This window comes from Microbacterium phyllosphaerae, from assembly GCF_050628115.1.
GTDB classification, from domain to species: Bacteria; Actinomycetota; Actinomycetes; order Actinomycetales; family Microbacteriaceae; genus Microbacterium; species Microbacterium phyllosphaerae_A.
In genome coordinates this window covers 2,080,608-2,093,407 of record NZ_CP192502.1, presented here as the reverse complement: position 1 = coordinate 2,093,407, position 12,800 = coordinate 2,080,608, and the positions used below count along the sequence as shown (strand labels likewise).

Sequence of the window (12,800 nt, the reverse complement as noted above, 5' to 3'; positions counted from 1 at the left end):
TGCCGTCACGCCCGACGCACGCGGCCCACGGCCGCCATGCGATCAGCTGGAGCGTTCGACGAGGGTCTCTGCGAAGCGGGTGAGGGCTTCGCGCACGGTGCCGCGCGGAAGCGGGGCGAGCGCGTCGATCGCATCCTGGGTCCAGGCGTGCGCGAGCGCGAGAGTCTTCTGAGTGCCGACATGGTCGCGGAGCTCGGTGAGCGGTCCGTCGAGGATCGCCGGGTCCTCACCCTCGGCGATGCGGGCGACCCCGTCGTCGATGCGGGCGGCGAGGTCGATCGAGGCCTCATCGGCATCGGCCTCGGCCTTCAGCAGCAGGTAGGGCATGGTCGGGACGCCGGCGCGCAGATCGGTGCCGGGAACCTTGCCGGTGTCCTCGGGCTTCGCCGACAGGTCGATCACGTCGTCGAGCAGCTGGAAGGCGACACCGATCTTCTCGCCGTATACGCGCAGCGGCTCTTCGTACTCCGACGGGGCGTTCGAGAAGATCACGCCACCCTGGGTCGCTGCGGCGATCAGGGATCCGGTCTTGTCCGCGAGCACCTGGATGTAGAACTCGATGGGGTCATCGTCGGGCTGGGCGCCGATCGTCTCGTGCATCTGGCCCAGCACGAGCCGCTCGAACGTGTCGGCCTGCAGGCGGATGGCCCGCTCACCCAGGCGCGACATCAGCTGGCTCGCACGCGAGAACAGGATGTCGCCGGTGAGGATGGCGATGTTGTTGCCCCACACGGTCTGCGCGGCGGGCACGCCACGGCGGCGGTCGGCACCGTCCATGACGTCGTCGTGGTACAGCGAGCCGAGGTGGGTGATTTCGAGTGCCTTGGCGACATCGATCACCTGCTCTGTGTTGCCGTCGCCGAGCTGGGCGGCGAGCAGCGTGAGCACGGGGCGGATGCGCTTGCCGCCGGCCTCGTAGAGATATCGGCTCGCGGCGTCGGCGAGAGGATCGGCGACGCGCACGTCGTCGGCGAGGCCGGTCTCGACGAGCTCGAGGCCGTCTTCGATCGCCTGAGCGATGCGTCGCCCAGCGGTGCCGATGAAGACACGGTCGCTGAAACCGAGACGGCTCGCCAGTCGCGAACCCGGGGCTACGCGGCTCGAAGTCACGTGCTCAGCCTACCTTCGTCAGACGTACGGGTTCGCGCGCGGTGCTCACGCGGGCTTGAACGCCCGGTGGAGCGCGACGATGCCGAACGACAGGTTGCGGTATTCGACCTCGGTCCACCCGGCCTCGCGGATCCACGCCGCGAGCTTCTTCTGGTCTGGCCAGTCGCGGATCGACTCGTTCAGGTAGTCGTAGGCGTCGCCGTTGGTGCCGGCGACGCGGGCAACTCGCGGCAGCACCTGCGAGTTGTAGAAGCGGTACGCGGCACGGAAGACGGAACCGGGAGGCGTGGAGAACTCATTGATCACGAGGCGACCGCCCGGCTTCGTGACGCGCAGCAGCTCACGCAGCGCCTTCTTCGGGTCGTTCACGTTGCGCAGCGCATACGACATCGTGACAGCGTCGAACTCGCCGTCGGCGAACGGCAGATCCGTGGCATCCGCCTGCACGAACGAGAGATTGCGGATGCTGCCGTGACGGCGCTGCCCCTCGGCGAGCATGCCGGGCGAGAAGTCGGCGGCGACGACCTCTGCACCGCTGCGCGCGAGGGATGCCGACGACGATGCGGTTCCCGCTCCGAGGTCGAGGATCTTCTCGCCGGGCTTCGGGGCGACGGCGCGGGTCGTGGCCGCACGCCAGAGCGCGTCGTTGCCGACCGTCATCGCCGTGTTCGTGCGGTCGTAGCCCGCGGCGACCTGGTCGAACATGCCGCTGACGCGGGCGGGGTCCTTGCCGAGATCGGCGCGGTTTGCTTCGTTCGAGGTCACGAGTCCAGTCTAGGCGCGAGGTGCAGCGCTTCGAGGCGGTCGAGCCAGAGATCCCCCGTCGCATCGTCGAACGGTGCGGTCTGCGTGCGCACGCGCTGCTCGAGGTCGAGCGCCAGCGCTTCGAGCCTCGTCATGATCTCTGCCGGATACCCGTACTGCGCACTGTGCTCCTCCCATTCGTCGCGGTCGTCGATCCAGATCCCGCGGTCGCCGTCGACGCGCACGACGTCGAGATCCATGTCGATGCCCACCGCCAGCAGCGGGTCGTCCGACCAGCGCACGTCCCAGCCGATGTCGATGTAGATGCGCATGGCCTTGGGGTGGTCGCGGTTGACGGTCAGCGCGTAGTCGGTCTGTCGCGGCACGAGGGTCACGTTCGGACCGGCCGTGACGAAGGACGCCCCGGGGCGCGCGCTGTGCCAGCCGGCGGGCTGCCCGAGCCAGTCGCCCCACTCATCGGCACCGAGGTACACGCACTCGTGCCGCCAGTGCGGGGATCCGTCCCACTTGCGCCACTGGAAGATCATCTCGGTGCCGGGGGCGGGTCGCACATCGCTCATGCGTTCAGCGTAGGCCGCGCCCCGGACCTTCCTCTCGGCCGAAGAACTAGGCTGGAGGGGTGAGTAGCAGGCTGGTCGTGGAGACCCGTGAGATCGATCCGGTCGAGGATCTCCTGGCATTCGCCGACCCGGCACGGCCCCTCGCCTGGTTGCGCCGTGGTGACGGGATCGTCGCCGTGGGCGACGGAGTCGTCGAGACCATCCGCGTGCCGGCAGGCACAGCGCCGCTGCGTTCCGCCGCGATCGCCGATGCCTGGCGAGACCTCGCGCAGGATGCCGAGGTCGACGACGAACTCGGACTCCCCGGCTCGGGGCTGGTCGCCTTCGGGGCGCTGACCTTCGACGAGGACTCCGCCGCAGACAGCGTGCTGATCGTCCCGTCACTCGTGATCGGGCGTCACAGCGGACGCACCTGGCTCACACGCATCCGCTCCTCTGCTTCCGCCGCGACGGCAGACGATGCCGCGACTCGCGAGTACGGCCCGCACTGGGCGGGAACGGTGGGGCCCGGCGCCCAGAGCCCGCAGGGCTATCAGGATTCCGTGCGGCGGGCGCTCGGTCGCATCGCGGACGGCGAGCTCAGCAAGGTCGTGCTCGCGCGCGACCTCACCGGCAGCATCCCGGCAGGTTCCGATCTGCGTCGCCTCGTGCGGGCACTGTCGACCGGGTACCCCGACACCTGGGCTTTCGCCGTCGACGGGCTGATCGGCGCGAGCCCCGAGACACTCGTCACCGTGCAGCAGCGCACCGTGACCGCGCGCGTGCTGGCGGGAACCATCGGCCGCGGAGCCGACGCGGACGCCGACACCGTGGCATCTGCCCATCTGGCGTCCAGCACGAAGGATCTCGACGAACACGAGTACGCCGTGCAGAGCGTGCTCGCCTCTCTTCGTCCGCACACTCGGGTGCTCGCCGCGAGCGAACAGCCCTTCCTGCTGAAGCTGCCGAACCTCTTCCATCTGGCGACCGATGTCGAGGGAGAGCTCGCCGACGGCGGCTCATCGCTCGACCTCGTGGGCGCACTGCATCCCACCGCCGCCGTCGCGGGCACCCCGACCACTGCGGCGATCGCGGCGATCCGCGAGCTCGAGCCGTTCGACCGCGGTCGCTACGCGGGTCCGGTCGGGTGGGTGGATGCAGCAGGCAACGGCGAGTGGGCGATCGCTCTGCGCTGCGCGCAGTTCTCCCCCGCCGCGACCGACATCGCCGTCACGGCATACGCGGGCGCCGGCATCGTCACGGGGTCGGACCCCGAGTCCGAGATGCTCGAGACCCGGGTCAAGTTCCGCCCGTTGGTCGACGCGCTCGCCTGATTCGCCGGCCCGAGTCAGCTCGCGGCGAGGCGCTTCTTCTCGGCCTCGACATCGAAGGTCGCCTCCGGCCACTGCGGGTCGATGCCCTGCAGCGCGTCGAGCAGCAGCTCCTGCACCGCGAGACGGGCGAACCACTTGCGATCGGCCGGGATCACGTGCCACGGCGCCGCGGTCGTCGATGTGCGGTCGAAGACGGTCTGATACGCAGCCATGTAGTCGTCCCACAGCAGTCGCTCATCGACATCGCCCGGGTTGTACTTCCAGTACTTGTCCGGCCGCTCCAGTCGCTCCATCAAGCGCGCCTTCTGCTCGTCGGGCGAGATGTGCAGCATGACCTTGATGATGCGGATGCCGGATGCCGCGGCGTCGGCCTCGAACGCGTTGATCGCGTCGTAGCGACGCTCGATCTCGTCGGCGGGAGCCAGTGAGCGCACCCGACCGATCAGCACGTCCTCGTAGTGCGAGCGGTCGAAGACGCCGATGAACCCCGGTTCGGGCAGACGCGGGGTGACACGCCAGAGGAAGTCGTGGGCGAGCTCCTCATCGGTCGGCGCCTTGAATGCCGAGAGCGCCACGCCCTGCGGGTCGACACCTCCGACGACGTGACGCACGATCCCGCCCTTGCCCGCCGAGTCCATGGCCTGAAGGATCAGCAGCACCGAGTCCTTCGCCACGCCTACCCGGCTCTCGGCGAACAGCCGCTCCTGCAGCTGGTTGAGTTCGTGGAGGCCCGCTGCGAGATCGCGCGCACCGTCGGCCTTGGCCCCGTGATACCCGGGCGTGCTCTCGGGGTCGACGTCCGAGAGACGGAATCCGTCGCCGACCTGCAGGGTCTTGGCCCACTCATGCGCTGTCATGCGTTCATCCTGCCACTGCGCACTCGCGCCGCGCGGAGACGGGTCAGCGGGTGAGCGGAACCTCGATCAGCTGGCGTCCGCCGGCGGGCGTTGTCAGCGCCTGGTCGAGAGCCGTGCGGGTGGTGACGCGCTGGTACTCCCAGCCGTAGGCGAGGGCGAGCTTCTCGAGTCGCACAGTGTGCGGTGTGTAGAACGCTCGGTCGAGGTCGGTCCGATCAGCCGTGGCGGCCACCTCGAGCCCGTCGAAGATGGTGCCGCCGCCGTCGTTGCCGACGATGACCTGCAGGCGCGGCTCGTCTTCGTCGGGCGGCAGCAGCAGAGCTCCCACATCGTGGAGGAACGCGAGATCGCCCAGCAGCACGCGGGTGATTCCGGGAGACCCGCCCGCCTGACTCGCCAGGGCGATGCCCGTCGCGGTGGCGATCGTGCCGTCGATCCCCGCGAGTCCGCGGTTGGCATGCACCGGCACCTTCTTGCCGCCGAGCACCGCATCGGCGACCCTGACCAGCCGGGACGAGCCGAACACGAGGCGATCGTGCGGCCACGTCGCCCGCCAGACGGCGTCGGCGAGCAGCGCGCGGTCGAGAGGTCGACGCACGGCTTCGAGCTCGGCCTTCACGGCATCGCGACGAGCGCTGAAGTCGCTGGAGGCGAGTCCGTCCTGGTCAGGTGCGCGCTCGCTGAGGTCGACGGTGCGAGCTGCGGATGCCGTGAGCCAGGCGCCGAGCCATTCGCGATCCGCGGTTCCGGGGGCGACGGAGACCGATGCCGCGGGCGTCGTGCGTCCGTTGAGGTTCAGCGCCTCACCGCCGCGACGGACCGCGATCACGTCGACATCGGCGCGTGAGAGCAGGCGGGTCACCTCACGGCTGAGCGTCGGATGCCCGAGCACGACAGCGCGCTCGATACGCCCTCCCAGGGCGTCGTCGCTCAACAGCGCGCGATAGCCGTGCACGATCTGACGACCGAAGCGGGCGCCGCTCACGATCTCGGCGATCAGCGGCCACGACCCTGCGTGGGCGATCTCCTCGGCATCGGCACCCGCGTCCGCGCCGGCGATCACGACTGTGCGTGGGCCACGATCGAGAACGAGCGGCTCGCTGACAGAGGCCCGGGGCGCATCGCCGGGGGTGATCTCGAGCGCGGGGATCTCGCCGGAGAGCGGTTCGCGCGAGGGCAGGTTCAGGTGCACCGGGCCGGCGACTCCGGGGAGGCCGCGTGCGGCATCCGCCCCCAGCGCCACCGCGACGGCACGCTCGGCGAGACCCGTCCATTCGCCGTCGCCGGGCACCGGGGCGTCGATCTGCTCGCGGACCCAGGCGCCGAACAGGCCGGGCTGGATCGTCGCCTGGTTCGCGCCGACGCCGCGGAGCTCGGGCGGCCGGTCGGCGGTCAGCAGCAGCAGCGGCACCCCGGAATGGAAGGCCTCCATCGCGGCAGGCAGCAGGTTCGCGGCGGCGGTGCCCGAAGTGCAGAGCACCGGAGTGGGCACCCCGGTCTCACGCGAGAGGCCGAGGGCGGTGAATCCCGCGACGCGCTCGTCGATGCGCACATGCACGCGCAGGTGCCCCTGGTTCGCGGCGTGCACCGCGGCGAGCGCGAGCGCCTGCGAACGGGAGCCGGGCGAGAGCACCAGATCGCGCACTCCGTGGGCGACGAGCTCGGCGATCAGGGATGCCGCAGCATCCGTCGCCGGCGATGCCGTCACGGACGCGGGTCCGACGCGGGGCCGTCGTCGGTCTCGTCCTCGAGCCGGGCGAGCTCCTCTTCGAGGCGGCGGATGCGGGCATCCTGCTCGCTCTTGCTGATGCTGCGGAGGAACTGGGGGTCGTCGTCGGGAGCGACGATGCGGATCTCGCCGCCGTTGTCGTTCGCGCGGCGGCGGCCGATCGTGAACCAGAGGATCCCGCCGATGACCGGGATGAGGATGACGATGACGATCCAGATCGCCTTGCGCACTCCACGATGGCGGGAGGGCGGCTGGACGGCGCAGTCGACGATGCTGTACACCCAGAAGATGGCTGCCAGGAACCCGCCTACGATCAACAGTCTCGCCACCCCTCCAGTGTAGGCGGGTGAACGGGAGGTGGATCGGCCACGGCGGCGTGACGAGCGCTCAGAGCCCGTTCCGACACCCGATTGTTAGACTGCGCGGATCATGCCCACCCCGTCGATGCGCGTGCGACAGCCCGGCGCCGAGCGGATGCTGATCCTGAGGATCGCTCTCGCCCTCGGCCTCGCCCTGCTGCTGGTCATCGGCGCATGGTCGACGTCGCACGGCAAAGCCGATGCGCATGCCACGCTGTGCCTCGCGCCCGGTGTCTCCGCTGCCGCGACGTCGACCTCCGGCCATCACGACGGCGGAGTCACGGTCGTGGACGCGGTGTCGTCCGACGCCGGAACGACTGCCGTCGCCGCCCTATGCTGCATCCTGCTCGTGCTGCTCCTCCTGCGCTTCGGTCGCACCGCGCGCCTCCTCGTGGGGAGCCGCGGGTTCGTGGCATCCGCTCCGACACACGCCGGCCCTCGCCTGCACGTCCCCGCGCTCACGCTCACCCAGCTCTCCCTCTCCCGCACCTGAATCAGGCACGCCGTCTTTCGGCGACCCGGCCGCACCGCGGCATCCCACCCCTGCCTGATATCACCCGTTGGAGAACTCCATGAAGACCCCTGTCAAGGCGACACTGATCGCCATCGCCGTCGCCATCGTCCTCGCCATCGTCGGCATCGTCGGCATCGTCTACGCCATGTCGCAGCGCGCCGCGGCACCGGCTCCGCTCGAAGGCGAGAAGCTGCAGACCGTCCGCACCGACTCGCACATACTCGACCAGGGAGGAGCGGATGCTCTGACCGTCGTCGAGTTCCTCGACTTCGAGTGCGAGGCGTGCGGCGCGTTCTACCCGATCGTCGAAGACCTGCGAGAGCAGTACGCCGGCGACATCACCTACGTCGTGCGGTACTTCCCCCTGCCCGGTCACATCAACTCCACGCAGGCCGCGCTCGCTGCTGAGGCCGCGGCGCAGCAGGACCGGTTCGAGGACATGTATCACCGCCTGTTCGAGACGCAGTCGCAGTGGGGCGAGCAGTCTCAGGAGACGCCTGAGGTGTTCCGCGGATTCGCCGCAGACCTCGGCTTCGACATGACGGCCTACGATGCAGCCGTCGCGGATCCGGCGACGCTCGAGCGAGTGCAGGCCGACAAGAGCGACGGCGAGAAGCTCGGCGTGCGCAGCACTCCCAGCTTCTTCATCGACGGCGAGCCCGTCGTGCTGGAAGCCTGGGGCGACCTCGAGACGGCGATCGAGAAGGCCGTCTCTGACTAGTCAGAGGAGCCCGCGGGCGAGAAGCGCCTCCTGATATGCGCCGGCCTTGGCCGTCACCACCTCACGGCAGGCGATCAACGTCTCGATCTGCGCGTCGAGGGAGCGCTCGTGCGCGCGCAGCAGTGCGAGACGCTCGGCCTCATTGCCGCTGCCTGCGCGGACCAGGGCCGCGTACTCCCGCAGCACCGCGATGGGTGCGCCGGACTCACGCAATCGCGCCAGCAGCGCGAGCCATGCGAGCGAGTCGTGGCCGTATATCCGCCGACCGCCGGGAGTGCGGGGCACGTCGCGAGGGAACAGCCCTTCTGCCTCGTACCAGCGCAGCGTGTGCACGCTCACGCCGGCCAGACGGGCGAGCTCGCCGATGCTGAAAGTACGAGCAGTGTCGATCACGTCGTCCACCGGGACTCCTCCTTGACTTCGAGTGCACTCTAGATCGTACGGTCGGAGCATGACAGATGCACTCCCCCCTCTCGACATGATCGCCCGCCAGCAGCCCCTGGCCTCGGATTTCGGGTACCGGACGACAGCGGCCGAGGTGATCGCTGGGGCCGATCTCTCGGGCAAGACCGCGATCGTCTCGGGCGGATACTCAGGACTCGGCCTCGAGACGGTGCGCGCACTCTCGGATGCAGGCGTGCGCGTGATCGTGCCCGCGCGCCGTCTCGATGCGGCCGCGGCGGCTCTCGAGGGACTCGACGCGGTCGAGGTGCGCAGCGCCGACCTCGGCGATCTCGACTCGGTGGCGGCATTCACCGAGTCCGTGCGGCGCGACGCGCACCCGATCGATCTCGTGCTCGACGTCGCCGGCATCATGGCCACCCCGTTCAACCACACGGCGCAGGGCTTCGAGTCGCAGTTCGGGACCAACCACCTGGGCCACTTCGCCCTGGTCGGGGGGATCGCCGACCTGCTGCCCGAGGGGGCGCGCGTCGTCTCGTACTCCTCCGGAGGTCACTTCCGCTCCCCTGTGCGCTTCGACGACATCGACTTCGCGACCACGCCCTACGACCCGTGGGTCGCCTACGGGCAGTCGAAGACTGCGAACGCGCTGTTCGCCGTCGGTCTCGCCCGTCGTGGCGCGGACCGCGGTCTCCTCGCCTTCTCCGTGCACCCCGGCGGCATCATGACCGACCTGCAGCGGCACGTGCCCCGCGAGGAGCTGATCTCCCGCGGCTGGATCGATGAGGACGGAACCCCGAACCCGCGGTTCAAGACGCCGTCCGAGGGAGCCTCCACAGGACTCTGGGCAGCGACGGCGCCGGAGCTGGTCGATCGCAGCGGAGCGTACTGCGAGGACTGCTCGATCAAGGGCACCGTTCCGCCCGAGCACACCGACATGACGACGGGCGGGGTGAAGGAGTGGGCGATCGATCCTGAGGCGGCCGAGCGGCTGTGGGCACTCTCGGTCACGGCCACCGGCGTGGACGGCTTCGCCTGATCCACGCCTGCAGTCAATCGACGTCGAGGCGCAGGATGCGGTCGTCCCCTGGCCCGGGGCTGCCGCGTCCGTCGGTGTTGTTCGTGAGGACCCAGGGCACGCCATCAGGATCTGTGACCACGTCGCGCAGGCGGCCCAGCTCGCCCACGAACCGCTCGGTGCCGGTCTCAAGGTCGTCGAGCGGCACGACGCGCAGGCGCTCGCCGCGCAGGTTGGCGATGAGGATGTCGGATCCGGTGACCGCGATGCCGCTCGGGCTCGCATCTTCCGGCGACCACTGCTGCACAGGGTCGATGAAGACGTCGTCGTCGGCGATCCCCTCGACCTCGGGCCAGCCGTAGTTGCCGCCCGGCTCGATCACGTTGAGCTCGTCCCAGGTGTCCTGACCGAACTCGCTCGCGTACATCGTGCCCTCGGCATCCCAGGCGATGCCCTGCGGATTCCGGTGCCCGTAGCTGAACACGGGCGAGTCGTCGAACGGGTTGTCGTCGGGGATGTCGCCCTCTGGTGTGAGTCGCAGGATCTTGCCCGACAGGGCATCTACGTGCTGGGCGCTGTCGCGGTCACCGGCGTCGCCGGTCGTGACGTACAGCATCCCGTCGGGTCCGAACGCGATGCGTCCGCCGTTGTGGTTGCCCGCTGCCGGGATGCCGTCGATCACCGTGGTCGGCTCGCCGAGCGAGATCTCCCCCGCCTCTCCGGTGATCTCGCGCCGCTCGACACGGTTCTCGTCCTGAGCGGTGAAGTAGGTGAACAGCTCGCCGTCGTGCACCGCGAGTCCGAGCAGCCCGCCCTCGCCGGCGGGTGCGACGCCGTCGATCACGGCGACCTCCCGGGTCTCGCCGTCGTCGGCGATCTCGAGCACCCGCGCGCTGTCTCGCTCACTCACCAGCGCGACGCCGTCGTGGAAGGCGATCGACCAGGGCGCGTCGAGACCTTCGACGAAGGAGTCGGCCGCCGGCGCCGAGACCGAGGTCGGCGGTGATGTGCAGGCCGCGAGCACGGCGACGGACGCAGCCGCGAGCGCCAGCGATGCGCGCCGTCGTGCCATCGAGGAGCGGAGTGGTCGATACGCGGGCATGACTCCATTCAAAGTGATGTCCTGTCGCACCGCCACTACCGCGCCACCCCTGCCGCATCCGCCTCACCCCTGCCGCCTCCGGTCGCACTTTGTGCCGTCGTAACGGCGCGCTGACGACTCGAAGTGCGACCGGACGATCCGGAAGCGGCACGAACTGCGACAGGAACGTTCGACCCCGGAGAGCGACCCGCGCTCGCTACGCTGAGCGCATGACCGAGGCGAGCACCCCCACATCTCACCCCGCTGTCGCAGTTCTGCGGCGGATACCGGCGACCCTCACGATGGTCGCGCTGATACTTGTCGTCGGCGTGGCATGGCAGGGGCTGTGGAGTCCGTTCGAGAAGACCGACCTGTTCGCGGACGTCGCCTACGGCCTGCCGAACTTCCTCGACGGCAAGTGGTGGACTCCTTTCACTGGCACCTTCTTCGTCAATGCACCCTGGGTCTACGTCTTCACGATCTCGGGATTCTGGGGCATGGCGTACCTCGAGTTCCGTCGAGGATCCCGCGTCGCGCTCGCCTACTACTGGGTCGGACAGCTCTTCGCGATGTTCGCGACCGCTCTGGTGCTCGCCTTCGCGTCGCAACTGCCGTGGGCGTGGGCCGAAGCCCAGGCCCACGCGCTCGACGTCGGCGCCTCCGGGGGAACCATGGCGTGCATCGCGGCCGCCGTCGGGCTGTTCCGCCCACCGTGGCGCGTGCGCGGCTGGCTCATCCTGCTCGGATTCGTCTTCATCGCGATGCTGTTCTGGGGCGCACTCGCCGACCTCGAGCACCTGCTCGCGGTGCTGCTGATCCTGTTCGCCGACCGCACCCTGCGCGTGCAGCGGACCACCGTGCGCGAGCAGCGCCTCATCGCGGTCATCGCGCTGTTGGTGCTGGGCGCAGTGGAGATCATCACGACGCTGGTGGCGACCGACGGTCCGTTCGGCCCGACAGAACCCGCATCGGGCGGGTTCATCGATCTGGCGATCGACCTCGTCGTCATCGTCGTGCTCGTGAACGGCCTTCTGCGCGGGCGGCGCTGGTCGTGGGTGCTGGTGATCCTGCTCGGACTCTTCAACATCCTGATCGGAGCGCTCGTCCTCACGCTGATCACCGTCTTCTCGCAGGCCGACATCGATCTGCGCTGGGACGGCGAGACCGAACTCGCTCTCGCGAACGGCTTCCTCTGGCTGATCCTGCTCGTCTATCTGATCGCTGTGCGACGGGCCTTCCGGGCGAAGCGGAAGTCTCTCCTCGGCATCCAGCCTGCTCCCTCGGTCGACGACGTGAAGACCGCGCTGCGCGAGCACGGCGGCGGCACCCTGTCGTGGATGACGACGTGGGAGGGCAACAGCTACGCGCGCAGCGCCGCGGGGATCGTGGCGTATCAGCGGCGGGCCGGCGTCGCGCTCGCGCTCGCGGATCCGATCGGACCCGCGGATGCTCGCACAGACGCCGTGACGGACTTCGTCCGCACCGCGGAGAACGCGGGCCTCGTGCCGTGCTTCTTCAGCGCGGACGATGCCACCCGCCAGGCTGTGCCGTCGACCTGGCGGAGCATCGTCGTCGCGGACGACACGATCGTCGACCTGCCGGGGCTCGAGTTCACGGGCAAGCGCTGGAACTCGGTTCGGACCTCGCTGAACCGCGCGGGTCGTGACGAGATGACGTTCAAGATGACGCACCTGAAGGCCGAGTCGTGGGGCGTGCAGCAGCAGCTGCGGGCGATCTCGGAGGCGTGGGTCGGCGACAAGGACCTGCCAGAGATGCGCTTCACGCTCGGAACGCTGGAGGAGGCAGAGGATCCGGAGGTGCGTCTCGCTCTGGCACTGGCTCCGAACGGCGACGTCGACGGATTCCTGTCGTGGCTTCCCGTCTACGGCGACGGCGGCACCGTGCGCGGGTGGACGCTCGACCTCATGCGTCGGCGGGAGGGCGGCTTCGCCCCGGTCATGGAGTACCTGATCGGGTCATCCGCCCGGCAGTTCTCGGAGGAGGGTGCCGAGATCATGTCGCTGTCGGGAGCACCCCTCGCTCACGACTACCCACCGGATGCCGGCATGATCGCCGCGCTGAGCGACCGCCTCGCCGAGGCGCTCGAGCCGGTGTACGGGTTCGGATCGCTGCATCGCTTCAAGCAGAAGTTCCACCCGCGCTACGAGACCATGTACCTGCTGTTCCGCGACGAGGCCGACCTCGCAGCGATCGGCACGGCTCTGACTCGGGCGTTCCTGCCGGATGCGACGCTGCGGCAGTTCGCGGGCGCAGGGCTGGAGTTGGTCAGAGGCAACAAGGACTGACCCCGGCCCTGCGACCTCACCCGCGAAGGGTGAGCTCGAGTGCGCCGCCCGGATCTCGCGGCCAG

13 protein-coding genes are annotated in these 12,800 nt (G+C 69.4%); 5 read left to right on the top strand and 8 right to left on the bottom strand.

The window, feature by feature from the left end:
- Positions 1 to 42 precede the first annotated feature (42 nt).
- The 3 genes from ACQ4LY_RS09785 to ACQ4LY_RS09775 are packed head-to-tail and all read right to left on the bottom strand — an operon-like array spanning position 43 to position 2,435.
- Positions 43 to 1,110 (bottom strand): polyprenyl synthetase family protein, encoded by a 1,068-nt coding sequence (locus ACQ4LY_RS09785; protein WP_431071018.1) that lies wholly within the window; start codon positions 1,108 to 1,110, stop codon positions 43 to 45.
- Between the two features lie 45 nt (positions 1,111 to 1,155).
- Positions 1,156 to 1,815 (bottom strand): ubiquinone/menaquinone biosynthesis methyltransferase, encoded by a 660-nt coding sequence (locus ACQ4LY_RS09780; protein ID WP_235560052.1) that lies wholly within the window; start codon positions 1,813 to 1,815, stop codon positions 1,156 to 1,158.
- A gap of 56 nt (positions 1,816 to 1,871) precedes the next feature.
- A complete protein-coding gene (locus ACQ4LY_RS09775; protein ID WP_431071016.1) occupies positions 1,872 to 2,435 on the bottom strand; it encodes a hypothetical protein in 564 nt (187 codons plus the stop codon).
- A gap of 59 nt (positions 2,436 to 2,494) precedes the next feature.
- Between ACQ4LY_RS09775 and ACQ4LY_RS09770 the strand changes: the two genes are divergently transcribed.
- Positions 2,495 to 3,748, top strand: coding sequence for an isochorismate synthase (locus ACQ4LY_RS09770; RefSeq protein WP_431071014.1), 1,254 nt, complete (start codon positions 2,495 to 2,497; stop codon positions 3,746 to 3,748).
- A 14-nt stretch (positions 3,749 to 3,762) separates the two neighbouring features.
- Here ACQ4LY_RS09770 and ACQ4LY_RS09765 read toward each other — a convergent pair whose 3' ends face one another.
- Genes ACQ4LY_RS09765 through ACQ4LY_RS09755 form a run of 3 tightly spaced genes read right to left on the bottom strand, consistent with a single transcriptional unit; the run spans position 3,763 to position 6,663 of the window.
- Positions 3,763 to 4,605: a polyphosphate kinase 2 family protein gene (locus tag ACQ4LY_RS09765; RefSeq protein WP_431071012.1), complete on the bottom strand. Its 843-nt coding sequence runs from the start codon at positions 4,603 to 4,605 to the stop codon at positions 3,763 to 3,765.
- 43 nt (positions 4,606 to 4,648) lie between these two features.
- Positions 4,649 to 6,313, bottom strand: coding sequence for a 2-succinyl-5-enolpyruvyl-6-hydroxy-3-cyclohexene-1-carboxylic-acid synthase (menD, locus tag ACQ4LY_RS09760; protein WP_431071010.1), 1,665 nt, complete (start codon positions 6,311 to 6,313; stop codon positions 4,649 to 4,651).
- Positions 6,310 to 6,663 (bottom strand): PLDc N-terminal domain-containing protein, encoded by a 354-nt coding sequence (locus tag ACQ4LY_RS09755; protein WP_431071008.1) that lies wholly within the window; start codon positions 6,661 to 6,663, stop codon positions 6,310 to 6,312. Before ACQ4LY_RS09755 ends, menD begins: the two co-directional genes overlap by 4 nt.
- 100 nt (positions 6,664 to 6,763) lie before the next feature.
- Here ACQ4LY_RS09755 and ACQ4LY_RS09750 point away from each other — a divergent pair, with 100 nt between their 5' ends.
- Together ACQ4LY_RS09750 and ACQ4LY_RS09745 are read left to right on the top strand one after the other, a co-directional pair.
- Positions 6,764 to 7,186, top strand: coding sequence for a hypothetical protein (locus ACQ4LY_RS09750; RefSeq protein WP_431071006.1), 423 nt, complete (start codon positions 6,764 to 6,766; stop codon positions 7,184 to 7,186).
- Between the two features lie 79 nt (positions 7,187 to 7,265).
- Positions 7,266 to 7,928 carry a thioredoxin domain-containing protein gene (locus ACQ4LY_RS09745; RefSeq protein ID WP_431071004.1) on the top strand — a complete coding sequence of 221 codons (663 nt, stop codon included), beginning with the start codon at positions 7,266 to 7,268 and terminating at the stop codon, positions 7,926 to 7,928.
- Here ACQ4LY_RS09745 and ACQ4LY_RS09740 read toward each other — a convergent pair whose 3' ends face one another.
- A complete protein-coding gene (locus tag ACQ4LY_RS09740) occupies positions 7,929 to 8,330 on the bottom strand; it encodes a MerR family transcriptional regulator (RefSeq protein WP_431071002.1) in 402 nt (133 codons plus the stop codon).
- 49 nt (positions 8,331 to 8,379) lie between these two features.
- On the opposite strand from ACQ4LY_RS09740, the gene ACQ4LY_RS09735 reads away from it, so the two are divergent.
- Positions 8,380 to 9,369 carry an oxidoreductase gene (locus tag ACQ4LY_RS09735; protein WP_431071000.1) on the top strand — a complete coding sequence of 330 codons (990 nt, stop codon included), beginning with the start codon at positions 8,380 to 8,382 and terminating at the stop codon, positions 9,367 to 9,369.
- Between the two features lie 13 nt (positions 9,370 to 9,382).
- On the opposite strand, the gene ACQ4LY_RS09730 is transcribed toward ACQ4LY_RS09735, so the two are convergent.
- Positions 9,383 to 10,450, bottom strand: coding sequence for a PQQ-dependent sugar dehydrogenase (locus tag ACQ4LY_RS09730; RefSeq protein ID WP_431070998.1), 1,068 nt, complete (start codon positions 10,448 to 10,450; stop codon positions 9,383 to 9,385).
- Between the two features lie 209 nt (positions 10,451 to 10,659).
- On the opposite strand from ACQ4LY_RS09730, the gene ACQ4LY_RS09725 reads away from it, so the two are divergent.
- Positions 10,660 to 12,735 (top strand): bifunctional lysylphosphatidylglycerol flippase/synthetase MprF, encoded by a 2,076-nt coding sequence (locus tag ACQ4LY_RS09725; protein WP_431070996.1) that lies wholly within the window; start codon positions 10,660 to 10,662, stop codon positions 12,733 to 12,735.
- The last annotated feature ends 65 nt before the right edge of the window (positions 12,736 to 12,800 follow it).